The following is a 23,449-nucleotide window of genomic DNA, read 5'->3' on the forward strand; positions in this document are numbered from 1 at the left end:
GCTTCAACAAGGGGCGCGACAGATATCGCTCCACCAGGATTCGGGCGGAGGCGGCCCAGGTGTCAGTGCGGGCTCTGTTCCCGCGAGGGCTCGCGCTCCGCGGAGGTGGCGGTGCCGGTCGTCATCCTGGTCCTGGGAGCGACGAACAGCGTGGCCGCAAGCGCCAGCACCAGCAGCCCGGCGCAGACGTAGCTGGAGACTTCGAGCCCGGTGGTCATCGCCTCGCGCGCAGCGTCCGCGGCCGCTGCCGTCTGCGGGTCGGCCGAGAGTGAGGGGATCACGGATCCGGCGCTCTCCGTCACAACTCCGCTGAGCTGTTCGGCGTCCTGGCCCGAGAGCCCGGTGTTACGGAGGCGGTCGCCCAGGCTGGAGGTGAGGGTGCTGAAGTAGACCGTAGTGAGTACGGCGATACCGAGCGCGGAGCCCAGTTCGCGTGCCGCGCTCTGGATGCCCGAGCCCTGGCCGGCGCTCTCGGCGCGTACGTCCATGAGGACGATGTTGGTGACCTGCGCTGTGGCGAACCCGACGCCGATGCCGTAGATGAACAGTGCGATCGCGATCAGCCACCAGGCGCTGTCGGTGGTGGCGATCAGTCCCAGCATCACCAGGCCTGCGGCCTCCAGGATCAGGCCGATCCGCACCTGTGCCGGCGCCGGGACCGAAGCGGCCATCGAGAAGCTCGCACCGCTCGCGACGAAGCTGCCGACGGCGAGAGCGACGAGCGCGAGCCCCGCTTGGAACGCGCTGTAGTCCAGAGCGAACTGCAACCAGAGCGGCAGCACCGCGATGATGCCGAACTCGCCGAGGCCGACGACCAGCGTCACGACATTGCCGTTGCGGAACGAGGGGATGGAGAACAGCCGCACGTCCATCAGCGGGTCGCCATTTGTGCGGCTGAGCGCTGCCTGACGGCGCCAGAACGCGAGCAGGACCAGAGCCGACGCGACGAATGCGACGAGAACCGGAGAGGGACCGCCGCTCCACGAGAACCCGCCGATGGTCAGCGACTCGGTGGTGATGAACCAGCCGTAGGTACGTCCTTCAATCAGCGCGAACGCCAGAAAGCCGAGCCCGATCGCCGACAGGACGCCGCCGAGGCCGTCGACACGCCCCTGACGGCGAGGCGACGCGGGCAGGTAGAGCAGTACACCTGCCGCGATCACGGCCACGAGCGGGATGTTGATGCCGAAGGCCCAGCGCCAGGAGAGGTCCGCGAGCCAGCCGCCCAGCAACGGGCCGACGGCCGCGGCAGCCCCGATGGTCGACCCCCAGACGGCGAACGCCTGACCCCGGGCCTTGCCCGTGAACGTCGCGTTCACCAGGGCCAACGACGTCGGCAGGATCATGGCCCCGCCGATGCCCTGAAGAGACCGCGCCAGGATCAGCAGGCCACCGTTCGGCGCGACCGCGGCCACCACGCTCGTCACGCCGAACACGACGAGGCCGATGAGGAAGATCTTGCGGGCGCCGTGCAGGTCGGAGAGCCGTCCGGTGAGAAGGAGCAGCGCGGCGAAGACGATCGCGTAGGACTCCTGGATCCACTGGGCCTCGACCGAGTTGATCGAGAGGTCCTCGATGACCGGGGCGAGGATCACGTTGACGATCGTCATGTCTACGACGATCAGGGCCACTCCCAGAGATACGGCGACGAGGCCTAACCACCGGCGCGTGAGAGCGGATGCTGCTGTGTCGTCCATGCCTGACTCCACTCGGATATACCTTTGCCATAAAGGTAGTTAACTTTGCGGCAAAGGTAGTTTGGTCAAGGTAGGTTGTCAACCGAGCGGTAGGGCATCACCGGCACAGATCGGAACGTGGAGCATGACCAAGGAGAACCCGGCGTCCGGCGGCCTTGAGGTTCAGCGCGACCGCCTCATGGACGGACTGCGAGCGTTCGGCGCCAACTACACCGAGTTCACCCAACGCTTCGCGACCTGGCTGGGACTGCACTCCACCGACGCCGCAGCCCTGGCCGAGATCCTGTACGCGGAGGACAAGGGCTCTCCCCTGTCCCCCGCCCGGCTGAGCGAGCGCATCTCGCTGTCGTCCGGCGCGACGACCATCTTGTTGAACCGCCTCGAAGTAGCCGGGCACGTCGTCCGCACCCGAGAGCACACCGACCGCAGGATCGTGACGCTGCGCAGCAGCCCCGACATCAGGCCGCGTGCCGAGGAGTTCTTCGGCCCCTACGCCGAGCGCATGGCCGCGGAGATGTCGCAGTACACCCCCGCGCAGCTACAGCAGTTCGAGGACTTCATCAACCACCTCCGCAGGACCATGGATTCACTGCTCACGAACGAGTACCAAGAACACCGCCCGGGCACCCGCCCCTCGCCGGGCAGCAAGACCTGACATTGGGTGTGCGGCGCCGGTCACTCGGCGAGGGATGCGCCGAACCGTGCCGCCGTCGAGGGAGCGCCCAGCGTGGCCCCGCCGAAGGAGAAGGAGCCGGTGGTGGTGATCCCCGTGGAGTTCGCGGCGAAGACCCACACCGCGCCCTTGCCCGCGTTCTCGTCCGGGTCACCGACGACCAGGCCGTACTTCTTGTCGCCGTCGCCGTCGGCAAGGGCGGTCTCCGAAGCGAACCGGTCCTGTGACTCGGCCGTCCCCGGCACGCCACTCGTCCGCTGGCTGAAGACCTTCGCCCCGCTGCCGGTCAGGCCGGAGGCGCCCCCCTTCAGCACCAGCACGCTGCCCGCGTTGAGCACCGAGTCCAGGTCCTCACCGGGCAGACCGGTGGCCACGTCGGGATAGCCGTCGCCGTTGGTGTCGCCGATGGACATCGCGCTCCCCATGCCGTCGCCCCGCTCCGCCGTACCCGGCACACCCGTCGTGGCCTGGTTGATCCACACCGGCTTGCGGGTGGTGGACAGTCCGCCGGGGCCGCCGTACACGGCCGCCACGGCTCCGCCCTTGGTGGGCAGCCAGGCGTCGCTTTCGTAGTGGTCGATGGAGTGTCCGACGACGATGTCCTCGTAACCGTCCTTGTCGAGGTCGCCGATCTCGATGTCCTCGCCGCCGATGACATTGCCCTGGGCATCCTTCAGCGCGGATCTCTCCGTCAGGCCCGCGGAGCCGCCGGTGAGCAGGGTGACGCCGCGCGGGTCCCGCTCGCCCGGGAGCTGCGTGCCCATGGCGAGATCGTCCACGCCGTCGCCGTTGACGTCGCCTGCGGCCGCCGGGCCGATGACGGCGACGTCGGCGCCCAGCTCGGACGTCGAGATCCTTGCCGGCTTCTCGTCGCGGCTGAACGGCCCATGCATGATGGTGACATCGTGCCGTTCCGTCTCGTCGCCCGTGCCGATGACGTCGAGCAGCGCCAGGTCGGGGTGCCCGTCGCCGTCGAGGTCACCGACGGTGGCTCCCTTGAACTGGAAGACGTCGTTCCAGCTGCCCGGCGGCAGATACGGGATTCTCTCCGGCTCGGCCGACAGTCCCTGCGGCCCGCCCCAGGTGATCGCCATGCGCCAGCCCGACTCCATGCCGACGGATGAGTAGTGGACCGGCGAGATGAGATCGGCGTACCCGTCACCGTCGACGTCGGCGCTCTGCAAGGCCGTGCCGAACGCGGTCGTCCGCGTGTCCGACCCCTCCGGGTCCGGCAGCGCCACAACCTGCTTGCGCTGGGTGGAGAACCCTCCGGCGGACCCGTGGAGCACGCTGACCGCGCCCCCGCCGTTGTTCGACTTGGGCGCGCCGATCGCCAGGTCGGCGTATCCGTCGCCGTTGAAGTCGTCGTGCAGGGCGGCGCCTGCGGTAGGGACCGCCACGGCAGCCGATGCTGCCAGGATCAGGCCCGTACCGGCACAGGCCAGCACGACGGCAATCGCAACGGACGTATTGCGGAAACTGCGGGAGGACAAACCAACCCCCATGTTGTGGCCGACTGTTGCCTGAGACGAATCACAAGATCCGTAGCCAACAAGACCCGCACCAAGCGCAAACGGTTGTACGCCCTTCCGCCACCTGTCGTTCACCACAGGGGGAGCCGTCGAGGGCCGGCTCGGCACGCCGGACTGGTAGCCCGGACCGGGGCTACGCTCCCAGTTCGAACTCGCTTCGGCATGAGAAGAAGAACCGATGGACGCCAGGATCGCCCGGATCCGAGCCAAGCTCACCGCACTGCCGATCACGGAGAAGGCCACTCTTGGCCCCGTGCTCACCGAGGCCCAGGTCTCGGACTTCGAGGGCACCCATGGTGTCCGACTGCCCAAGGAGTACCGCGAGTTCCTCACCCGTCTCGGCCACGGCGGATACGGTCCCGCTTACGGGCTGCTGACGATCGACCGGTGGGTATCCGGCGAGGGGAGGCGCAGCGGCCGGCTCGCCGAATCGTTCCCCATCGTGCCCGACCTGGACATCCCCACCGGGCACGACGACCGGGGCGACCTCACGGGCCTCTTCCCCGGCACTATCACGGTCGTCCACCGGGGCTGCAGCGACTTCACACTGCTTGTCGTCACAGGACCGGGCCGTGGGCGCTTGGTCGAGGTCAACACCGAGGGATTCTTCGCTCCCCGATTCTACGTCGATTCCAACTTCCTCTCCTGGTACGAGCGGTGGCTCGACTTCGTACTGACCGGACACCGGGACCTCACCTGGTTCGCCGACCAGATGGCCGGCGACGAGGACCAACTCGTGGCCACGCTCCTGGACGACAATCTCGCAACAAGGCGGCGGGCGGCCGCATACACGTTCATCACCTACCCGGATCCGAGCGTCTCCTTGCCCGGCACTCTGCTGCAGGCACTGGTCGCGGAGACGCATCCAGCCGTGAGAGGAACAATCCTCCGAGCCCTGGCCGCGCAAGGCGAGCACGGTCGCGACCTGCTGGCCATGGCGCTCACAGATCCGAGCCCCGATGTCCGGTCCCTCGCGGTCATCCTCATGACGCCGGAAGGGGGCGAGGGCGCGGTGACCGGTGTTGCCACCGACGTCTGCGAGGCAGAGACGCCGGCGGTCGGCAGCGCGAGAAGCATCCCCTCGGTCAGGGCAGGGTCATGATCCGGGGCCCTTCTTCGGTGACGGCGATGGTGTGCTCGATGTGGGCTGCTCGGCTGCCGTCGATGGTGTGCAGGGTCCAGCCGTCGCCGCCGGTGCGGTAGTCGTCGCGGCCGCCGGCCATGAGCATCGGTTCGATGGCGAGGGTCAGGCCGTGGCGGAGGGGGAAGCCGCGGCCGGGGCGTCCTTGATTGGGAACGTGCGGGTCTTCGTGCATGCGACGGCCGATGCCATGGCCGCCGAAGTCGGCAGACATGCCGCAGCGTGCCGAGCGGGCGGTGGTGCCGATGGCGTGGGAGATGTCACCCATACGGTTGCCCGGGGTGGCCGCAGCGATGCCGGCGTCGAGGGCCCGCTGCGTGGCGTCGATCAGAGCCAGATCGGCTGGACGAGGGATTCCGACGGTGAAGCTGATGGCGGCGTCGCCGGTCCAGCCGTCGAGTTCCGCGCCGCAGTCGATGCTGACCAGGTCACCGTCGCGCAGGCGGTAACCGGTGGGGATGCCGTGCACGATGGCGTCGTTCACCGAGGTGCAGATCACCGCGGGGAAGGGGGTGGGAGCGAAGGAGGGCTGGTAGCCCAGAAAGGGCGAGCGTGCGCCTGCCTTCGTAAGGACGGCGCGGGCCGCTTCGTCCAGTTCATGCAGGGACACCCCGACGCCGGCTGCTTCCCTTACGGCGGCGAGCGCGTGGGCCACGACGCGCCCGGCTTCCCGCATCGCTTCCAGTGCCGCGGCGTTCTTGATCTCCACCATGTTCTGCGACTCCCCAGCCAACGTGTGGACCAATTCTTATACCGGTATTAGTATCACGGCATGGTGAGAACTCCATTGACTCCTTGGGAGCGACAGCGCGGGGAGCAGTTCGGTGTGTTGCTGCGTCAGGCTCGCGGCGACCGCAGCATGGTGGAAGTCGCTGCGGCGGCCGGGGTGTCCCCGGAGACGCTGCGCAAGATCGAGACGGGGCGGGCGCCCACGCCCGCGTTCTTCACCGTGGCGGCCCTTGCCGCAGTGCTGGAGGTGTCCCTGGACGAACTGGCTGCCGCCTGCGCTCAGGACGGCGACTGGGATGAGCAGGCGCTGTCGGCGTGAGCCGGCCGAGAACGTAACGCGGCCTGAGCCGATCCTTGCTCTGCGCACATGTCTCCACGTGCGCAGAGCAAAGGGGGGCCTACGGGCGGTTTCTACCGCGCATGGACTTGTAAATGATCTTCCATTCGCGGTTCTTCTCCGCCCTCAACCGGGCGTCGGAGCGTGAAGCGATCCAGACAGCCTCGCGCTGGAGTTTGCGCCAGGAGGCCAGCCGCCGTTCGGGCAGCTCACCCTCATCGACGGCAGCCAGTACCGCGCAGCCCGGCTCCGCCTCGTGGGCGCAGTCGTGGAACCGGCACTGGGCGGCCAGCTGCTCGATCTCCGAGAACACCTGGGTCAGGCCCTCTTCGGCATCGTAGAGACCGACGCTGCGCAGCCCTGGTGTGTCGATGATCAGGCCGCCGTCCGGCAGGAGCAGCAACTCCCGGTGGACGGTGGTGTGTCGGCCGCGGCCATCGCCGGCCCGGATCTCCCGGGTCGCCATCAGGTCGGCACCGGCGAGCGCGTTGACCAAGGTCGATTTTCCCGCACCGGACTTGCCCAGCAGGACGGCCGTCCGGCCGGGCTGGAGCCGCACACCTTCCAGCCCTTCACCGGTCATCGAGGACACCGCCAAAACCGTCGCGCCGGGCGCGGCGGCCTCCACCTCGGCGATGTCCACCACTGCGAGATCAGCCTTGGTGATCAGGACCACCGGCTGAGCACCGCTCTCCCAGGCCAGAGCCAGGAATCGCTCGATCCGCCCGAGATCAATCTTGGGTACAGCCGGTTCCACGATGTAGACGACTTCTACGTTGGCGGCCAGCACCTGGCCGTGTGACACGCCCGGAGTGACACCGGCCCGCACGATCGCGGTACGGCGCGGCAGGACCTCCTGGATTTCGCCCTCGATCGCGACCCAGTCACCCACGCAGGGCAACTCGACCGGATCGACGGCTGCGGCCCGCTTGAGCGCGCCACTGTAGGCCGCGCGCAGCTCACCGCCGTCAGTGACAACGTCGCACGCGCCACGGTCGACGCGCGTGACCCGCGCGGGAAGGTGCTGGGGCTTCAAAGACGCGGCGAAACCGTCATCCCAGCCAAGGAGGGAAAGGTTGTAGGAAACAGAAGCCAACGGAGTGGCGCCCTTCGAAAAGGCGGGCGGCCCCGGAGCAGTAGCTCAGGCGGACACCCGGAGAGACAGGACCGGTGACAGGCCCGCCACAGCGACGTTCTTCATTTGGCCCTCCACAGTTGTCTCTCCGCGCATCTCACGGCTCTCCGCGAGGCTATCCGAGATGTCTCTGCGCGGCGAAGCATTTACCGACCGGTACCCGCGTCGAGCAGCACCGTCGGCCCCGGCTCCTTGGGGCTGACCAACCATCCGGCCGTCGGCCTGGAGGAGGACGCGACGTACGGCATGCGCAACGTCCGCGTCGACCCGGCGGCGCTCTCCGGCGCCTGTGACCCGGTGCTGGAACGGCTGGACGACTACCTCGACTCCGCACTGCCCTCGCAGTGGAGACATGTGCGGCGGAGTACGGACAGAGCGCTGATGCAGCGGCGTACTACCTGATGCTGCTGGCGCTGCCCGACCCGACCGACCGACACGTCAAGGAGTGGACCGGCTGGAAGCCCGCGCGCTTCAAGGCCGCCCAAGCGGAGCTGGAAACCTCAGGTCGGGTCATCAGGGCCGACGGGTCCCGCGCCGGGCGCGCTCTGTTCGTGGCCCGCACCTGGCTGGAGCGCAAGGCCCCTTGCCTTCCGCTGGAAGAGGCCAAGCGGCGGACGGTCGGACCGGTGGCCGCTGACCACCGGGACCGGGGTCAGCGCGAGGTGATCGGCTCCTGGATCTCGGTTACCCATTGGCCGGGATCGTCGGGGCATTCGAGGTAGAGCTCCCGCGGGTAACCGGCAGAGCGGTAGCCATTGCTGTCGATCCAGCGGGCCAGGTTCTGGGCAGTGGGCATGATGTTGTCCATGGAGCCGCGATGCACGATGGTGGCGGAGTTCTCGATCGCAGGGAGGTCCACGACGGAGAAGTCGTGGCCGTCCTTCGCGCTCGTCGCGACCGGTAGTGCGGCATGTACGAGGATCGCGTCGCCGCCGTCCAGGGAGTCCTCGTAGTAGGCGATGCCCGGCCCCACCGGCGCCACGCCCACCTGGTTCAGCCTTCGGCACAGCTCGTCGAAGAGCGGCCCGATGACCGGGCCGATGTGTTCCGGCTCGTAGCCGGCGGCAGTGCCGGTGAGCTCGGCGACCCGGACAGCTGGAATGCGCTTGACCACCACGTCATGGGTACTCATACGTCCCTCACTCTCAATTGTCCGGAGCCTCGCCTCGACTTGGGTCAGCCGTGCCGCTGCGGCTGCCACAGCCTCTTCGAGCTCTGCCCGTCGCAGCCGCAGCATCCCGCGCAACTGCTCAGGGCTTACCTGCTCATCCAGGATCATCTGCACCTGCTGGAGTGTGAATCCGAGATTCTTCAGGGCGATGACACGGTTGAGCCGGGCGAGCTGGCCCGCTTCGTAGAAGCGATAGCCGCTGACTGGGTCGACGTGGGCAGGACGCAGGAGCCCGATGGCGTCGTAGTGACGCAGCATGCGGACGGACACGCGGCCGTGCCGGGCGAAGTCTCCGATGGTGAACATGACGTCCCTCAGTGCATGGCCTCACACGGTGTCATGGTCAAGTATCGGTGCCAGGACCACACATTGCCCGTCAGGGCAGCCAACGCTCCTCGCTGTGAACCCAGGATGATCGGCGATCCTGGCGGCGGAGGTACCGGGGCCGGTGGGGCCGTGGAGGAGGCGCTCCATGGGCCGTCGGGTGTAGCGGCCCGTCTGGCGGTACCACTGGTTGTCGCCGGCCATCCACTCCTGGAGCGTCCTGACGTACGCGAGGACGTTCTCGGATACGTCCGGGCTCAGTTCCGCAAGGAGTTGGGGCAGGTCGGTGGCGGCGGTCTCCTCGAACTCGCGGATTCGGGCGGTGAACAGGTCGTACGCGATGTCCACAGCCTGCTGCAGACCGCAGTCGAGGAACCGCTGGATGGTCAGGACACCGTTGCTGACCTCCTGCTCCGAGTCGATCTCCTTGCGGTAGGAGTAGATGTCGTTGCGAATGCCGACGGTGTCGGCGAAGACGTTCACCAAGGTCCGCATCGGCGCGGACTCAAGGACCTCGGGCGGGAGTTCGCGGCCGGGAGCGTGGACGGTGAGGCCGGTCGACAGGTCCGTCCCGGCCGTGGTGCGGCGCATCTCCAGGTAGTCGACCGGGTCGGGCACCCGGTCCTCGATGATGTTGAACAGCTCCCACAGGTTGGAGCCGACGAAGTCCATCACATAGCCGGGGAACCGGCTCCGCAGCTCCGGCGGCATGGCTGGCGCGCTCAGGGCCCACACATCGGCCAGCCCGCGCTCCACCTGGTTGGCAGGCTCCGGGGCGGGCGAGCCGTCCAGCGGCATGAACCGCGGCAGCCTGTCGACGAATGCTTTGGCCCCGGCCAGGTCGCGCGGGTTCTTGTACGCGGTGACGAAGTAGTCGTCGAGGGAGAGCAGGCAGACGTCCCAGAGGGCCACCCGCTGGAGTTGCTCCTCGGTGGCATCCGGTTGGGTCAGGGCCGCGAACAACGGCCAGTCGTCGGAGTCGAAGGTGTACTCGTCCCAGATCGCGGGGCCGGGCGGCAACTCCAGTGGGTCGAGCAGGCCCATCCGGCGAGCCCAGTTCTTGGCGTGGCGCCGCGCGGAGTCCACGTGCGGGTTGAGCCGCGCGGGCCACGGCAGGCTGAAGGGCGGCAGGACGAACGGGTACCCGGGGGTGTTGCTCGTGTGACCGGGCCGGCGTGGTCGCGCGATCCGCAGGGCTGAGGCACCCAGGCCGGTGTGGCTGATCAGCGGCCGGAACCCCGAGGGGGCCTGAGGCGGCTGGGAGTTCATGTAGCGGCTTGAGCGCAGGTGCCACTCGAGGCCGCCCGCCTGCCAGTCCTGCAGGCCCTTGACGTAACGGGCCACGTCCAGCCGGGCCTCGGGATCGAGGCCGTGTTCCTCCAGAAGAAGCGGCAGCTCCGTGGCGGCGGTGTTCTCGAACTGGTGCAGCCGGGAGGTACGTAGGTCGTTGACACGGTCGGCGGCACCCTGCGGATCACAGCCGAGGAACCGCTCGACCACCAACACACCGTTGTTGAGCTCGCCCTCCTCCCCTGTCTCGCGTTCGTAGGAGAAGACGTCATTGAGCAGATGCACACCGTCGGCGAAGGTGTCCCGCAGCACGCGCAGCTGCCGGGTGCCGAAGAGAGCGGCGGGGACCTCCGCGCCGACCGCGTGCTCCACCAGGGCCGCCGACCAAGGGGCTCCGCCCGAAGTGCGGCGGAGTGCGAGGTACTCGATCGGGTTGGGAACCCGGTCGGCCTCCATATTGGACAGCTCGCGAAGGCAGTCCTGGATGAGGTTCTGCGTACTGGCGGCGAAGCGGCGGCGCCATTCGGCCGACCTGGCGGGGACGGTACGCGGCCACAGGTCTGACAGCGCCCGCTCGTCCGGGTTCGCAGGAGAGGGCGCAGCCCCGTCCAGAGGCGTGAACAGGGCCAACCGGGCAAGGTGCGCTCTGGCGCCGTCGTAGTCCCCGGTGCGCTTGAACACCTGGAAGAAGTGGTCGTCGAAGAAGAAGACCCACACGTACCAGTCGGTCAGCAGCGCGAGTTCCTCGGCGCTCGCATCGGGGTGGACGTACGCGTTCATCAGGGCGTAGTCCATGGAGTCGAACCGGGCCTCGTCCCAGACCGGACTGCCGTCGGCTCCCGCGTGGCCCAGCATCCCCATCCCGCGCGCCCACGCCTTGCTGTGCTGGCGCGCGGACCTCAGATGCGGATTCAGACGCGCGGGCCACGGCCGGTAGAAGTCGGGAAGCCGAAGAGAGCGCGTCATGCCGCAGCCTTCTCTCGCTGGTTGACATTCGGGTTCACATCGGGCGCGAGAGTTCCACAACTGAGCGTGAGTCAGGAGCGTATTCCCAGCTCAACCATCCGATCGAGCGATGTGCAGCCGGGGCTCGGCCGCGCCGCGCGCCGAGGCCACAGTGGCGGCCTCGGCGTCCAGTTCCCTGCGGACGGCGGAGGACAGCGGTCCGAAAGGGGTGACCGTCAGGTCGAGCTTGCGGCCGGTGGCCTTGGCACGCCACGTACCGGCGATCTCCGAGCCGACCAGCAACGCGCCCGGACCACCGATCGCCCGCCAGATCTCCTTCTCTCTGCTCTTGTCCGGCACGACCAGTCCCCGGTCGCGTGCCTGCAGGAACGGATCGCCCGGCGGCAGCAACCGTACGAGTCCCTGGCTCTCCGCCGACAGCAGTGCGTCCAGGTCGGAGGCGGGCAGCCATGCCTTTTTGCCGTTCAGCCACACCTCGGCCAGGTCGTTTTCCGGCCACACCGTCTTGACGACAGTCGGTTTGGTGCCGAGGTACTTCGCCACCTCGGCGGGCGTGGCAGGACCGAGGAAGCGCAGATAGGCGCGCACCAGCTCGGTGGTCCCGGACGCCTCGGCCGGTACGGGAAACCTCTCGCCCAGCGGGGCCAGGATGGTCCTCCCCCCTTCCGACCGGACGCCGATCCCTCCGAAGATCCCAGCCTGTTGGAACAGCAGCCCGGAAATGTGCTGCGCACCGCACCGCGCACACCAATACGTCAGCGACTCCGGTACGGACGCACTGACCGCGGTACTGACCTCACCCTTGGGCATAGGCGCCGTCACCACCTCGCGGAACGCCTCGGCGGTGACCCGGAACGCCTCGATACCGAGCCGCGCGCCCTCCTTGATCACCGCAGTGTCGATCCGCGCCGTCGCGTCGGCATCGTCCAGCGGCCAGAGAGCGGCGGCGAGCGCCGACAGGTCCGCACGCCGGTGCAGATGGGGAGCGCCGCGGAACGACCAGACGAGCTCCAGCCCGTCAAGTGACGCGCGCCGCGCGGCCAGAGCCTGCCGGGCCGATCCGATCGGCGTGTCCTGCGCTCCTATGACGAGTACGTCCGGTGCGGGCGAGGAGCGGTCGAAACCGTGGGCCGCCATCCGGTAGGCCAGTACCTGTTCCCGGCTCACTTCGATCCGGTGTGTGTTGCTCACGACCGCACCCTTCGCACGCGTTGTCCGTACCGTACACACGCCGGTGCCCGCGGAAGCGGCGACCTGACCGTCACATTCCTTCGACAGGATCCGTCAATGGAGCATGACTGCCAAATCAATTGCCCTCGCGATCCCGTTTGCCGCCGCCCTCATGACCGCGAACGCCACCACACCGGCCGCCACACCGGTCGCCGCGCACATAGCCCCCTGGCGCAGCGCCTGGACCGCCTCCCAGCAGGCGCCCACCCACACCGACTGGTTCCCCAACTGGTCCGAGGCGGGCTTCGACAACCACTCCGTACGCCAGGTGATCCGCGTCGGCGCCGAAGGTTCCGAGCTGCGCGTCCGGCTCTCCAACGCCTACGGCACGACGCCGCTCCGGCTCACCGGCGCGACCGTCGCCAAGAGCGCCGGGGGCGCCGCACAGCGGCCGGACACCGTACGCGCGCTGCGGTTCAAGGGGGCGGGCGCCGTTACGGTCCCCGCCGGCCAGCAGCTGTCGAGCGACCCGGTCGCCCTCCCCGTCACGGCCCTCGAACAGCTCACCGTCACCTTCTACTTCCAGGGCACCACCGGGCCGGCCACCTTCCACAACGTCGCCATGTCCACGTCCTACCGTGCCACCGGGACCACCTCCGCGACCCGGCTGCGGACGCCTTCTCGGAACAGAGCTACTCCTGGTACTACCTGGCCGGCGTCGATGTGAAGGACGGCAGCCCGAGCCGCGCCCGGCCCGCGGTCGTCACCTTCGGCGACTCCCTCACGGACGGCTACGGCGCGACCCCCGGCGCCGACCGCCGCTACTCCGACGAACTCGCCAAACGCCTTGCTGCAGACGGCCGTTCACGTCCGGTGCTCAATGCGGGCATCGGCGGCAACAAGGTCCTGGGCGACTCGGACTGCTACGGCGAGAGTGCCCTCGCCCGGTTCCGGCGCGACGCGCTCGGCCGCTCCGACGTGGGCACGGTGATCGTCCTGGAAGGCACCAACGACATCGTCCACCCCGACAGCCCCGCCGACCGCTGCACGACGCCCAGCCCGGAGGTGAGCGCCGAGCAGATCATCGCCGGTCACCGACAGCTCATCCGCGAGGCCCACGCCCGTGGCGTCAAGGTCCTCGGCGGCACCCTTCCGCCGTACCACGGTTACGAGTACTGGACCGAGCGCGGCGAGCACGTACGTAACGCGGTCAACCACTGGATCCGCACGAGCGGCGCGTACGACGGCGTCGTGGACTTCGACCGGGCGGTGGCCGACCCGGCCGACCCCAAGAGGGTCAAGATCAAGAAGGAATACGCCTTCGAAGACCTCATCCACCTCAACGACGCCGGGTACAAGGCGATGGCCGACGCGGTCGACCTGGACTCCCTCTAAGTCGTCGCGACGCCGGCCGGAGGGCCGTCTGCACCTGCGCCAACGCTTCGTCGCCCCTTGGCTCACTCCCGGCCTGTGGGGAGCGAGTCGAGGCGGGCCAGTTCGTCCGCGGAGAGCCGCAGCGCACCACCGGCAACGTTTTCGACGAGGTGGTCCGGATTGCCGGTGCCCGGGATGGCCAGCACATGCGGCCCGCGGTGCAGTGTCCACGCCAGCCGGACCTGGGCGGGCGTCGCGCCGTGTGCGCGGGCGACGGCGAGTACCTCGTCGCTGTCGGCGCCGCTCGCGCCCGCCTCGCGTCCGGCGCCGGCGATCGCGTAGAACGGCACGAACGCGACGCCACGCTCACCGCAGGTACGCAGGAAGTCGTCCTGCTCGGGCCGGGCGCCGATGCCGTACTGGTTCTGTACGCAGACCACCGGCGCGATGGCCTGGGCCTCCGCGAGGTGTTCGGGGCGGACGTTGGAGATGCCCAGGTGGCGGATGAGCCCGGCATCGCGCAGTTCGGCCAGTGCGCCGAAACGCTCGGCGATCGAATCGGTTCCGACGATGCGCAGGTTCACCACGTCGAGGTGGTCACGGCCGAGCTGACGGAGATTCTCCTCGACCTGGCCGCGCAGCTGCTCGGGGGTGGCATGGGGCAGCCACTCCCCCGACGGGTCCCGGCCCGGCCCGACCTTGGTGGTGATGACGAGATCATCCGGGTAAGGGGCCAGTGCTTGGTTGATCAGCTCGTTGGCGGAACGCAGCGGTGAGAAGTAGAACGCGGCGGTGTCGATATGGTTCACACCGAGCTCCACCGCTCGGCGCAGCACACTGATCGCCCGGCCACGGTCGCTCGGTGTGGCGCCGGCCCCGAACGCCTCGCCGCTCTGTGTCAGGCGCATCGCGCCGAAACCGATCCGGTTGACTGTCAGGTCGCCGAGTTCCCAAGTGCCCGCGGCCGCCGCGGTGATTGTCTCTGAGGTCATGATCGGAGTCTGGTCAGACGGCCTTCGGAGCGCCTCCACGTGGCAGCAAGCTGCCAGACGCAAGCCGACTTCACGGTCCGGAACCTGATCAGCGGCTCATGCGTCGTAACAGGCACGTCGTGCTCATCGCTGCGGGGCGAAGACAGGTCCGAGGCAGATGGGTGGCACGTGGTGGAGGGGGCGAACAGCAACGGTACGGCGCCGGGGTCGAGGGCTTCGGCGCTCCGGCGGTGGCTGCGTCGCATCGACCGGTGGCGTTGGGGCAAGGATGCGAAAGGCCGGTCGCCCTGGGCGCGTGGTCGTATTCTCGCGTCGCTTGCCGTGCTGACCGCAGGCCTGCTGGCGTTCCACTCCGCCGTGCCCAACACCGTAGGCCGCCTCGGCAGCCTGCTGGAGACGTTTCTGCCCTGGCTCGGCCTGACCATTCCGGTGCTGCTCGGCCTGGCACTGCTGCGCCGCTCGGTCATCGCGCTGGTGGCCGTGCTGGTGCCCGCAGCCGTCTGGGCAAACCACTTCGGCGGGCTGCTTCTCGCCGATCCGACGGCGGGCCGCGGCGCACACGACATCATCGCGCTCCAGCACAACGTCAGTGACGAGAACACCGATCCCGCGGGCACCGCGGCTGCCCTGATCAAGTCCGCACCGGATCTCGTCGCTCTGGAAGAGCTGACGCCCTCCGCGTTGCCGGTCTACGAGAGGGCCCTGGCAGCCGACTACCCCTACCACGCGGTTGCAGGCAGCGTCGGACTCTGGTCGAGGTATCCGTTGGCTGACGTCCGGCCGTTGGACATCAAGCCGGAGGGGATCGGGGAGGGCTGGAGCCGTGGGCTGCGGTGCAGCGTACGTACGCCACGGGGCGAGATCGCGGCGTACGTCGCCCACCTGCCCTCGGTCCGCGTCCGGCTGAACGGTTTCAGCTCCGGTTGGCGGGACGAGAGCGCCGGCCTGCTGGGCGCGGCCATCGCCGCCGAGAAGCAGGACAAGCTGATCCTGCTGGGCGACCTCAACAGCACAGTGGACGACCGTGGGCTGGCTCCGGTCACCTCGCGGACGGATTCGACAGGGCGGGGCTTCGCCTTCAGCTGGCCTGCGGCTTTCCCCATGTCCCGGATCGACCACATCATGACCCGCTCGGCGACCGTCACCGGCGTCTGGACTCTGCCCGCCACCGGCAGCGACCACCTGCCGACCGCCGCCCGCATCGATCTTGGACCCTGATCGCTGAGCGGGCTTGTTGCCGAGTCCCGCCACGTACGGCCGGGCGGATGCGTGTGGAACGTGCAGCGGTTCGGCTCAGGAACGATCATAGTGAATGGTTGCCATCGAAAAGTCAGCTTTTGTGGCCTTCTGAGAGGACTGTCGTGGCGCGTTCATTCGCCGGTCTCAGCGCCGTCGCCGGCTCCACCGGCCGCAGCGAGGCCGACCGGGCCGCCCAGCCTGCGGGCACCGGTTCCGGCGGTGGTGCGCGGGGGGGCCGGAGTGGCGCTGGTGACCGGCGCGTCCTCGGGCATCGGCGCTGCCGTCGCCGAGCGGCTTGCCGCCGAGGGTGGCTGGCGACTGCTGCTGAACGGGCGCGACCGGGACCGGCTGGACGACGTGGCACGCAGGACCTCGGCCACTGCTCTCCCGGCCGACCTGGCCACGCTGGAGGGCAGTCGGGCGCTGGTGCGTGAAGCGCTGCGGGCCGCGGGGCGCGTGGATCTTCTCGTGGCGGGGGCGGGGATCGGCTGGGCCGGTTCCTTCAAGGACATGCCGCTGCCCGACATCGACCAGGTGCTGTCCGTGGACCTGGTTGCCGTCATTCATCTGGTGCGGCTCCTGCTGCCGGACATGGTGGCGGCCGGGCACGGCCGCATCGTCCTGGTCGGTTCCATTGCGGGCTCCGTCGGCGTCCGCGGCGAGGCGGTCTACTCAGCCGCCAAGGCCGGGTTGCAGACCTTCGCGGACTCTCTGCGCTACGAGCTGCGTGGGACCGGAGTGACCATCACGGTGGTGGTGCCCGGCGTGGTCGACACCCCGTTCTTCGACCACCGAGGAGCTCCGTACAACCGCTCCCATCCGCGGCCGGTACCGGCCCACCGGGTCGCCTCCGCCGTCTGGAACTCCATCGCGCGGGACCGTGCCGAGGTCTACGTACCCGCATGGGTGGAGGTGAGCGCCCGCACGTCGGTGTGCACGGAAGCCACGAGTCCCGGCCGGTTCGCCGGCCCCGCCCGCTGGTGCGTCCGGCGCAGCCGCACCGCGGTGTTGGCGAGGGAGAACATGTGCGTCAGATGCCAGACGCTGTGCAGGGGCAGCAGCCGGTTCAGCGCCGGGTGGTGGGGCGAGAGGTCGCAGACGTCCGCTCCGGCCTTCCGGACCAACGGCGCCGTACTCAGCAGAGGTGGCAGCGAGACGAACCGTACGGCCGGCGAGAGGCGCTCCACGCGGTGCGCCTCACCCAGCGTGTAAACGGTGAGATCGACTCCCAGCCCGGCCGGGCTCATGCCCGCAGCGGCCTCGGCGAAGTGCTCCCAGCACTTGACCTGGCCGCCCGAGGAAGGCGTCCTGACCAGGTCCACGAGCACCGCGACGGACGGCACGTCGGACGCTGCCACCGCGGCATGCAGCAGTCCGACGACACCACCGAACGGATCGCTCATGGGAAGGCACCTCCAGGCCACCAGCCTCAGCGGCCCACCGCACCACTACCCCTGGACACGCCCCGTGTCACCCACGCCACCCGCACGCCGCTCCGATGGCCGTACCGGATCTCTGCCCGTCAGAAGCCGGGCGTCCCCCGCCCCGCGACCGCGGCGGCTTCGAGTCCTCGCGTCCGGTAGCTGTCGGCGTCGAGGGTGACGACCTCCGCGTGATGAGCGAGGCGGTCGACCGCTGCTGAGGCAACCCCGGCGTCGCCGAACACCTCCTCCCAGCGGCCGAACGGGCGGTCGCTGGTGACGATCAGCGAGGCCCGCTCGTAACGGCGCGAGACGAGCTGGAAGAGGAGGTGGGGCGCCTCTCCCTCCAGAGGTACGTAACCCAGCTCGTCCACGATCAGCAGCGGATAGTCGTCCAGCCGCGCGAGCTCCTTCGTCAGCCGTCCCGCGGCCTTCGCGTCACCGAGGCGGGCGGCCCACTCGGCCGCGGTGGCGAACAGGACCCGGTGGCCGGCCTGGCACGCGCGTACGCCCAGCGCGACGGCCAAGTGCGTCTTGCCGGTGCCCGGAGCGCCGAGGAACACCACATTGCCCTTGCGGCCGACGAAGTCGGCCTTGCCCAGCCGGGCGAGGGTCTGCGGGTCGGGCGAGCGCAGGTGAGTGTCGTCGAACATCTCCAGGACCTTGCGCGCGGGGAATCCGGCCGCCTCGATCCGCTCCTCCGCCGCGGAACCCGGCTCCTCGGCCCCGCCGTCCCGCTGCCGCGGCAGGACCGGCGACTGCGACCCGTGTGCAGAGTTTCCCCTGCTCTCGTGCGAGGCCATGGGGCCGGACATGTACGCGAGGATGGCCGCCGAGGCGATGAACGCCATGTGGATTACCGTGCCCCAGAGCAGGTCGTGCTGGGGCGTGTGGTGCACGTCCACGAACATCTGCAGCAGGTGCACCGACGAGATCCCGACGATGGCGGTGGCCAGCTTCACCTTCAGCACATTGGAGTTGACGTGCGAGAGCCACTCCGGCTGGTCACGGTGGCCCTGGAGCCCAATCCGGGAGACGAAGGTCTCGTACCCGCCGACGATCACCATGATCAGCAGATTGGCGATCATCACGACATCGACCAGCTTGAGGACGGCGAGCATGACGTGGGTCTCGTCCGCCCGCCCGCTCACGACGTGGTCGATGAGATGCCACAACTCGTTGAAGAATTTGTAGACGTAGACCCCTTGAGCGGCCACCAGGCCGAAATACAGAGGTGCTTGGAGCCATCGGGTGGCGAACAACGCGCACCCGAGCGTCATCATGGTCGACGGGGACGACTGGGAAGAGGCGGGACGGGACAACGGCACCTCCGGCAGTGGGAAGAGATTCGTATTCTTGTGGGCCACCACCGAAAATCTGAATTCCCGCCACCCTTTGGGGTTAATAGAATTCCAGTAGGACAACGCCTCTCGCGGACCGCCGCAGCGGCGTGACGGTGGAGACCGCCGGCGAACTCAGAACGAACCGCGACGCGTTCTCGGCGATCTCGTCGGGACACCGACTCCGTGCACAAGCCGGCAGCAGCGCGTCGGCGGGCGCCTGGTCGAAGGCTTGCTCTGCGGCCGCACCGGTTTCACACGACGTCGTCAGTCGGTATCCGTCGCGGCCAGCACCGCCATACGCCGACGGTCCGGAGCAACAGCCAGAGCGACCCCCAGGTCCGCCAGGAAGACTCCGTCACCTTGCGCGAGACGGCGTTCCGCCACGGCCCATACGCCTGTGACGTCCTTCAGGTCCGGCAACGTCGTCACGATCTTGTGTATCTCATCAGCCACGACGCATGAGCCTATGCCGTCAGCCGCCTTCCGCTCCGGTCAGTACCAGATCGCGACAGCCCGGCCACGGCTGTCGTATTGCGGCGGGTCGGGGAGGGGCTGCGCGCGGCCCTGGGCGATCCGTTGTGCGCTCCATGCTGCGGCAGCCGCGTCCAGTACGTCGTCCGGCGGCACGCGCCCCACGTCCCCCAGCTCGTCGGGGAGGACGACACCGGCGGCCTCGAGGAGCGAGCGTCGTGCCATCTGACCCGCCCAGCTCTTCTTGCGGTGCGGAAGCGGTGTCTTCCCCGCCAGCGCCCAGAACGACACCTCGGGGTGCACTTCGAAGAGCCGGTCGGCCCCGGCGTCCGCCAAGCAGCCGTTCGCCTCGCGGAGTTTGACGGCGAGGCCCCAGCTCTGGCGGCTCAGCCCGGCTCCGGTGAGTTCCCGGCACCGGCGGTTCGCGGCCTCGTAGTGCTCCTCCTGCCACACCGCGTGGGGCGGCACCCGGAAGACGCTGCCCCTCAGCCGGCCCAGCAGGGCCGCCGCTTCCGCCTCCGCGCGCCGCCATCCCGTATCGAGGAGACCCAGCGGCATGTCCACGGCCACGACTTCGACGCCACCGCCGCCGCTCCGGGCCTCCCCTGCCTCGCGCAGCAGGGAGCGAACGTCGGTGGCCAGGCGTGCCCCCGCGAATCGGGCGTCCCGCAGCTCGACCGCCACCCACCCCGCCGTGCACGCATCGACGCCCAGGACCGCCACCATGTCACCCAGCATCCCCGAACGGCGTCGTCGGGGGATAGCCGTATGCCCCGAACAGGCGGACGAAGCGGGCCGGTACGACGTTCCCGCGGTGCTCGAGGCCGTGGGCGGTCCGCTCGTACAGCTCGACTTCCTCCTGGCCGCCCGGGCCGATCGGCTGGACGAGGCGGCCGCCGATCCGCAGTTGTTCGACCAGCGGGGGCGGCACTTGCGGAAAGGCGGCGCAGACGACGACAGCGTCGTAGGGGGCATGGGCGGCCATGCCGAGGGTGCCGTCGCCGACGACGATCTCGACGTTCTCCACGCCCTCGTCGGCGAGGTTGGCGCGGGCCTCCTCCGCCATGTCGGGCCATCGCTCGACGCTCACGACGTACGTCGCAAGGCGTGCCAGCAGTGCGGTCTGGAAGCCGTATCCGGTACCGATTTCCAGGACGTTCTCGCTCCCGGTGAGGTCGAGCGCGTCGATCATCATGGCGACGAGGGAGGGCTGCGTCGTCACCTGACTGTGGCTGATGGGGATCGGCGCGTCCGTGTACGCCGACGCGCGGTACGAGGCGGGTACGAATGCCGAGCGCGGGACGACACGCATGGCGTGCAGCAGGCGCTCATCCCTCACACCGGCGGCGCGAGCGGCCCTCACCAGGTTTTCAGGGGTGAGGTCCGGGCCGGGGTGGGTCATCGCGTCTATTCGGGCTGGTGGGTGCGCAGCCAGTCCGACCAGGTGGTGTCGCCGAGGCGGCCGTTCGGGGCGGTCATGTCGCGGGCCGCTCGCCGGAGACGTGCGGGCGCGGGTACGTTCAGCACCCGGAATTTCCGGCCGCGGGCCTGCTGCCACTGCCTGACGAGATCACGCAGCTCCAGCACCTCGGGGCCGCCGAATGTTTCGCAGTCCCCGCCGGGCCCCTCCTGGACGCGGTCGGCCACGTACGCCGCGAAGTCGCGCGAGTCCACCGGATGAGTCACCAGGGCGCCGGGTACCGCCAGCAACGGCATCCTCGATGCCTTGCCGAGCATGCGGTCGGCCAGCCAGTGGAACTGCGTGGCCCGCAGGACGGACCAGGGCACTCCACCGGCCCGTACCAATTCCTCGGCGGCGTGCTTCACCAGCATGTAGGGGATACGGGAGCGGTCGACGCCGACGATCGAGATGTACGCGAAATGGGCGACGCCTGCCTTCCGGGCCTCCTCCAGCAGTCGGCGGGTGCCGTCCACATCGACCTGGGGAGGGCTGCGCCAGAAGTCGGTCGGAAGGAGGTAACCGCGCCGGGCGGCCGGGGAGAGTGTCGCCGCATGAATCACGATCTGCGCCCCCGAAACGGAGTCCTGTACTCCGGCGCCGGTGGCGAGATCGCCCTTGATCCACTCCACGTCGGGGTCCTGCCCACGCGACCGGGCCAGCACGCGCACCCGGTACCGGGACTTCAGTGCGGCCACCACGTCACGCCCGAGATGGCCGGTCCCACCGGTGATCAGGACGGTGTCCATGAGCAGCACCTCCGGGTTGAACGGGCTCGCTCTCCGACTCTCCCACCGGTGCGACATCAGGGCACGTGCAGAACACGCAGGTGGACGGCGCGCACGTGGTGACTGTCGGGGACCGCCGGCACGCGTCACGCATCGGCGCGGGATGAGCGGGCACATGCTCGGCATGGCCGGTGACATGGACAACGACAGGCAGGTGCGACGCCCCGGGGAGTGCGGGCATCGGGCCGTCCCGCACACGGCCGACATGCGCATCGAGGCGTGGGGGGCGAGCCGGGAGCAGTGCCTGGTGGAGGCGGTGCTGGGGATGGTGGAGTGCTTCGCCGACCTGTCCGGCGTGCGGGCGAGCGCCGTGCGGCAGATGAGGGTGGACGAGGGCAGCGACGACGACCTGCTGGCCGCGCTGCTGGACGAGGTCATCTTCCGGCTGGAGGTGGACGGCGAGGTGCCGGTGAACGTCGAGGCGGAGACGGATGACGGCGGGCTGGACCTGCGGATGGCGGTGACCGATGTGCGATCGGTGCCGATCACCGGTGCTGTGCCGAAGGCCGTGTCCTGGAACGAGCTGCACCTGGCGCCGGATCCGTACGGATGGTCCTGCGCGGTGACGGTCGACGTCTGAGGCGGTGCGGGCGACGTGGTGCAGGCCGCCGCCCTGCGTAACTGCCCCTGCGTAACAGCCTTGCGTAACGCTGCTATCCCTTCACCACACCGATCGGGACGAGCCGGGCCACCTTGCGGCACAGCCCCGCGCCCTCGCTCGCCTCCACCACCGCGGTGACGTCCTTGTACGCCTCCGGGGTCTCCTCCGCCAGGCCCCGCCAGGACAACGGGCGCACCGCGATGCCGCCCGCCTCCAGCCTGGCCCGCAGCTCCTTGCCACCGATGGTGCGTGCCGCTTTGTGGCGGCTCATGACCCGGCCGGCGCCGTGGCAGGTGGAGTGGAAGGCGTCGCCTCCGCTGACGCCGGTCAGGATGTACGAGGCGGTGCCCATGGTGCCGGGGATGAGCACCGGCTGGCCGACGCCGCGCAGCTCTGCGGGCAGCTCGGAGTGGCCGGGCGGGAACGCCCGGGTGGCGCCCTTGCGGTGCACGCACAGCCGACGCGGCTCGCCGTCCACCACGTGGGTCTCGATCTTGGCGAGGTTGTGGGACACGTCGTACACGAGCGTGAGCCGGGCGCCTGCCTCTCGGCGGAAGACACCTCGGGCCGCCTCGGCCAGCAACTGCCGGTTCGTGCGTCCGTAATTGGCGGCCGCGGCCATCGCTCCGAGGTACGCGTTGCCCTCCGGCGAATCGACCGGGGTGCAGGCGAGCTGCCGGTCCGGCACGGCGATCCCGTACCGGGCCATGGCCCGGTCCATCGCCCGTACGTGGTCGGAGCAGATCTGGTGCCCGAGCCCGCGGGAACCGCAGTGGATCATCACGCATATCTGGTCGGCGGCGAGCCCGAACGCGGCGGCGACCGACTCGTCGTAGATCTCGTCGACCTGCTGGACCTCCAGGAAATGGTTCCCGGAGCCGAGGCTGCCGACCTGGCCGAGCCCGCGCTCACGCGCCCGCTCGTTCACCTGGCCCGGGTCGGCGCCGGCGACCGCTCCGCTGTCTTCGCAGCGCCGCAGGTCGCGCTCCTCGCCGTGGCCCTGCTCCACGGCGTACCGGGATCCGCCCTCCAGGACCCGCTCCAGCTCACGGTAGCCGTCCAGCCGCCAGACACCGCCGGGTCCGGCGCCGCGCGGGATCACCCGGCCCAGGCCGTCCATGAGCGCGGGCAGCGCCGGCTCCAGCGCCCGCCGGTCGCAGTCGGCGGCCAGCAGCCGGACCCCGCAGGAGATGTCGAAGCCGACGCCGCCGGGCGAAACCACGCCGCCGGCGTCGATGTCGGTGGCGGCCACTCCGCCGATGGGGAAGCCGTAGCCCCAGTGGATGTCCGGCATGGCGTACGAGGCAGTCACGATGCCTGGCAGCGTCGCCACATTGACGACCTGCTCCAGCGATTTCTCGGCATCGTGCAACAACTCCCGGGACGCGAACACCACGCCGGGCACTCGCATCTCCCGCTGCTGATCGATCCGGAAGCGGTACGGACGCTCCTCCACGCACTCCATCGCAGCCTCCCGGGTTCGCCCGTGAGCGCCAGTACCCGTTCGGACTGCCTCCATACCTCCGGGCATACCTCCGGGATCCTCATGCTGTGAACGCCGGGGCAGCGCTGCGGGAACTCGGTCCCGGCGACCGC

General features: G+C 69.3%; 22 protein-coding genes and 1 pseudogene. 9 read left to right on the forward strand and 14 right to left on the reverse strand.

Annotated elements, in window-relative coordinates; genetic code table 11:
* Positions 1-62 precede the first annotated feature (62 nt).
* A complete protein-coding gene (locus tag J7I98_RS17835; RefSeq protein WP_214921705.1) occupies positions 63-1,697 on the reverse strand; it encodes a DHA2 family efflux MFS transporter permease subunit in 1,635 nt (544 codons plus the stop codon).
* A 124-nt stretch (positions 1,698-1,821) separates the two neighbouring features.
* Between J7I98_RS17835 and J7I98_RS17840 the strand changes: the two genes are divergently transcribed.
* The gene (locus J7I98_RS17840; protein WP_214921706.1) at positions 1,822-2,352 is read left to right on the forward strand and encodes a MarR family winged helix-turn-helix transcriptional regulator; all 531 of its coding nucleotides are present in this window, start codon (positions 1,822-1,824) and stop codon (positions 2,350-2,352) included.
* Positions 2,353-2,372: 20 nt separating this feature from the next.
* Here the strand turns inward: J7I98_RS17840 and J7I98_RS17845 are convergent, their stop codons facing one another.
* Positions 2,373-3,863 (reverse strand): FG-GAP-like repeat-containing protein, encoded by a 1,491-nt coding sequence (locus J7I98_RS17845; RefSeq protein WP_214921707.1) that lies wholly within the window; start codon positions 3,861-3,863, stop codon positions 2,373-2,375.
* 217 nt (positions 3,864-4,080) lie between these two features.
* Here J7I98_RS17845 and J7I98_RS17850 point away from each other — a divergent pair, with 217 nt between their 5' ends.
* Positions 4,081-5,004 (forward strand): SMI1/KNR4 family protein, encoded by a 924-nt coding sequence (locus J7I98_RS17850; RefSeq protein WP_214921708.1) that lies wholly within the window; start codon positions 4,081-4,083, stop codon positions 5,002-5,004.
* Here the strand turns inward: J7I98_RS17850 and map are convergent.
* Positions 4,988-5,755, reverse strand: a complete 768-nt coding sequence (map, locus tag J7I98_RS17855) for a type I methionyl aminopeptidase (RefSeq protein ID WP_214921709.1) — start codon at positions 5,753-5,755, stop codon at positions 4,988-4,990. The two genes, J7I98_RS17850 and map, sit on opposite strands and share 17 nt — an antisense overlap.
* A gap of 60 nt (positions 5,756-5,815) precedes the next feature.
* On the opposite strand from map, the gene J7I98_RS17860 reads away from it, so the two are divergent.
* Positions 5,816-6,091: a helix-turn-helix domain-containing protein gene (locus J7I98_RS17860; protein WP_214921710.1), complete on the forward strand. Its 276-nt coding sequence runs from the start codon at positions 5,816-5,818 to the stop codon at positions 6,089-6,091.
* Between the two features lie 79 nt (positions 6,092-6,170).
* On the opposite strand, the gene rsgA is transcribed toward J7I98_RS17860, so the two are convergent.
* The gene (rsgA, locus tag J7I98_RS17865) at positions 6,171-7,205 is read right to left on the reverse strand and encodes a ribosome small subunit-dependent GTPase A (RefSeq protein ID WP_214921711.1); all 1,035 of its coding nucleotides are present in this window, start codon (positions 7,203-7,205) and stop codon (positions 6,171-6,173) included.
* A gap of 231 nt (positions 7,206-7,436) precedes the next feature.
* Here rsgA and J7I98_RS17870 point away from each other — a divergent pair, with 231 nt between their 5' ends.
* The gene (locus J7I98_RS17870) at positions 7,437-7,646 is read left to right on the forward strand and encodes a hypothetical protein (RefSeq protein ID WP_214921712.1); all 210 of its coding nucleotides are present in this window, start codon (positions 7,437-7,439) and stop codon (positions 7,644-7,646) included.
* A gap of 250 nt (positions 7,647-7,896) precedes the next feature.
* Here J7I98_RS17870 and J7I98_RS17875 read toward each other — a convergent pair whose 3' ends face one another.
* The 3 genes from J7I98_RS17875 to J7I98_RS17885 all read right to left on the reverse strand — a co-directional run bounded on the left by J7I98_RS17875 (position 7,897) and on the right by J7I98_RS17885 (position 12,186).
* Positions 7,897-8,721 (reverse strand): MerR family transcriptional regulator, encoded by an 825-nt coding sequence (locus J7I98_RS17875; RefSeq protein WP_214921713.1) that lies wholly within the window; start codon positions 8,719-8,721, stop codon positions 7,897-7,899.
* A 21-nt stretch (positions 8,722-8,742) separates the two neighbouring features.
* Positions 8,743-10,995 (reverse strand): germacradienol/geosmin synthase, encoded by a 2,253-nt coding sequence (locus J7I98_RS17880; protein ID WP_214921714.1) that lies wholly within the window; start codon positions 10,993-10,995, stop codon positions 8,743-8,745.
* 90 nt (positions 10,996-11,085) lie between these two features.
* The gene (locus J7I98_RS17885; RefSeq protein WP_214921715.1) at positions 11,086-12,186 is read right to left on the reverse strand and encodes a DNA glycosylase AlkZ-like family protein; all 1,101 of its coding nucleotides are present in this window, start codon (positions 12,184-12,186) and stop codon (positions 11,086-11,088) included.
* Positions 12,187-12,289: 103 nt separating this feature from the next.
* On the opposite strand from J7I98_RS17885, the gene J7I98_RS41070 reads away from it, so the two are divergent.
* The gene (locus tag J7I98_RS41070; protein ID WP_251020838.1) at positions 12,290-12,892 is read left to right on the forward strand and encodes a hypothetical protein; all 603 of its coding nucleotides are present in this window, start codon (positions 12,290-12,292) and stop codon (positions 12,890-12,892) included.
* A complete protein-coding gene (locus J7I98_RS41075; RefSeq protein WP_308377843.1) occupies positions 12,889-13,560 on the forward strand; it encodes an SGNH/GDSL hydrolase family protein in 672 nt (223 codons plus the stop codon). The genes J7I98_RS41070 and J7I98_RS41075 overlap by 4 nt, the downstream gene beginning before the upstream one ends.
* A 62-nt stretch (positions 13,561-13,622) precedes the next feature.
* On the opposite strand, the gene J7I98_RS17895 is transcribed toward J7I98_RS41075, so the two are convergent.
* Positions 13,623-14,531, reverse strand: a complete 909-nt coding sequence (locus J7I98_RS17895) for an oxidoreductase (RefSeq protein WP_214921716.1) — start codon at positions 14,529-14,531, stop codon at positions 13,623-13,625.
* 243 nt (positions 14,532-14,774) lie between these two features.
* Here J7I98_RS17895 and J7I98_RS17900 point away from each other — a divergent pair, with 243 nt between their 5' ends.
* Together J7I98_RS17900 and J7I98_RS17905 are read left to right on the forward strand one after the other, a co-directional pair.
* The gene (locus J7I98_RS17900; protein WP_374225146.1) at positions 14,775-15,749 is read left to right on the forward strand and encodes an endonuclease/exonuclease/phosphatase family protein; all 975 of its coding nucleotides are present in this window, start codon (positions 14,775-14,777) and stop codon (positions 15,747-15,749) included.
* Positions 15,750-15,968: 219 nt separating this feature from the next.
* Positions 15,969-16,694 (forward strand): annotated as a pseudogene (locus tag J7I98_RS17905) (SDR family NAD(P)-dependent oxidoreductase); the annotation flags it as partial.
* Positions 16,695-17,292: 598 nt separating this feature from the next.
* Here the strand turns inward: J7I98_RS17905 and istB are convergent.
* From istB to J7I98_RS17930, 5 genes are all read right to left on the reverse strand, one after another.
* A complete protein-coding gene (istB, locus tag J7I98_RS17910) occupies positions 17,293-18,558 on the reverse strand; it encodes an IS21-like element helper ATPase IstB (protein WP_374225139.1) in 1,266 nt (421 codons plus the stop codon).
* Positions 18,559-18,798: 240 nt separating this feature from the next.
* Positions 18,799-18,987 (reverse strand): hypothetical protein, encoded by a 189-nt coding sequence (locus J7I98_RS17915; RefSeq protein ID WP_214921718.1) that lies wholly within the window; start codon positions 18,985-18,987, stop codon positions 18,799-18,801.
* A gap of 39 nt (positions 18,988-19,026) precedes the next feature.
* Positions 19,027-19,731: a DUF429 domain-containing protein gene (locus J7I98_RS17920; RefSeq protein ID WP_214921719.1), complete on the reverse strand. Its 705-nt coding sequence runs from the start codon at positions 19,729-19,731 to the stop codon at positions 19,027-19,029.
* 1 nt (position 19,732) lies between these two features.
* The gene (locus J7I98_RS17925) at positions 19,733-20,407 is read right to left on the reverse strand and encodes a protein-L-isoaspartate(D-aspartate) O-methyltransferase (protein WP_214921720.1); all 675 of its coding nucleotides are present in this window, start codon (positions 20,405-20,407) and stop codon (positions 19,733-19,735) included.
* A gap of 5 nt (positions 20,408-20,412) precedes the next feature.
* Positions 20,413-21,213 (reverse strand): SDR family oxidoreductase, encoded by an 801-nt coding sequence (locus J7I98_RS17930; protein WP_214921721.1) that lies wholly within the window; start codon positions 21,211-21,213, stop codon positions 20,413-20,415.
* Positions 21,214-21,376: 163 nt separating this feature from the next.
* Here J7I98_RS17930 and J7I98_RS17935 point away from each other — a divergent pair, with 163 nt between their 5' ends.
* Positions 21,377-21,832 (forward strand): archease, encoded by a 456-nt coding sequence (locus J7I98_RS17935; protein WP_214921838.1) that lies wholly within the window; start codon positions 21,377-21,379, stop codon positions 21,830-21,832.
* A gap of 73 nt (positions 21,833-21,905) precedes the next feature.
* Here the strand turns inward: J7I98_RS17935 and J7I98_RS17940 are convergent, their stop codons facing one another.
* A complete protein-coding gene (locus J7I98_RS17940) occupies positions 21,906-23,318 on the reverse strand; it encodes an RtcB family protein (RefSeq protein ID WP_214921722.1) in 1,413 nt (470 codons plus the stop codon).
* Positions 23,319-23,449: the final 131 nt, after the last annotated feature.

It is taken from the genome of Streptomyces sp. ISL-98, from assembly GCF_018614055.1.
GTDB lineage: Bacteria > Actinomycetota > Actinomycetes > Streptomycetales > Streptomycetaceae > Streptomyces > Streptomyces spiramyceticus.

What these genes read in the sequence shown, in the direction of transcription:
- map (WP_214921709.1), bottom strand. Translation starts at nt 5,755, where the DNA reads ATGGTGGAGATCAAGAACGCCGCGGCACTGGAAGCGATGCGGGAAGCC.
- J7I98_RS17840 (WP_214921706.1), top strand. Translation starts at nt 1,822, where the DNA reads ATGACCAAGGAGAACCCGGCGTCCGGCGGCCTTGAGGTTCAGCGCGAC.
- J7I98_RS41070 (WP_251020838.1), top strand. Translation starts at nt 12,290, where the DNA reads ATGACTGCCAAATCAATTGCCCTCGCGATCCCGTTTGCCGCCGCCCTC.
- J7I98_RS17835 (WP_214921705.1), bottom strand. Translation starts at nt 1,697, where the DNA reads ATGGACGACACAGCAGCATCCGCTCTCACGCGCCGGTGGTTAGGCCTC.
- J7I98_RS17850 (WP_214921708.1), top strand. Translation starts at nt 4,081, where the DNA reads ATGGACGCCAGGATCGCCCGGATCCGAGCCAAGCTCACCGCACTGCCG.
- J7I98_RS17930 (WP_214921721.1), bottom strand. Translation starts at nt 21,213, where the DNA reads ATGGACACCGTCCTGATCACCGGTGGGACCGGCCATCTCGGGCGTGAC.
- J7I98_RS17875 (WP_214921713.1), bottom strand. Translation starts at nt 8,721, where the DNA reads ATGTTCACCATCGGAGACTTCGCCCGGCACGGCCGCGTGTCCGTCCGC.
- J7I98_RS17940 (WP_214921722.1), bottom strand. Translation starts at nt 23,318, where the DNA reads ATGGAGTGCGTGGAGGAGCGTCCGTACCGCTTCCGGATCGATCAGCAG.
- J7I98_RS17935 (WP_214921838.1), top strand. Translation starts at nt 21,377, where the DNA reads ATGGCCGGTGACATGGACAACGACAGGCAGGTGCGACGCCCCGGGGAG.
- J7I98_RS17880 (WP_214921714.1), bottom strand. Translation starts at nt 10,995, where the DNA reads ATGACGCGCTCTCTTCGGCTTCCCGACTTCTACCGGCCGTGGCCCGCG.
- J7I98_RS17920 (WP_214921719.1), bottom strand. Translation starts at nt 19,731, where the DNA reads ATGGTGGCGGTCCTGGGCGTCGATGCGTGCACGGCGGGGTGGGTGGCG.
- J7I98_RS17895 (WP_214921716.1), bottom strand. Translation starts at nt 14,531, where the DNA reads ATGACCTCAGAGACAATCACCGCGGCGGCCGCGGGCACTTGGGAACTC.
- J7I98_RS17860 (WP_214921710.1), top strand. Translation starts at nt 5,816, where the DNA reads ATGGTGAGAACTCCATTGACTCCTTGGGAGCGACAGCGCGGGGAGCAG.
- J7I98_RS17925 (WP_214921720.1), bottom strand. Translation starts at nt 20,407, where the DNA reads ATGACCCACCCCGGCCCGGACCTCACCCCTGAAAACCTGGTGAGGGCC.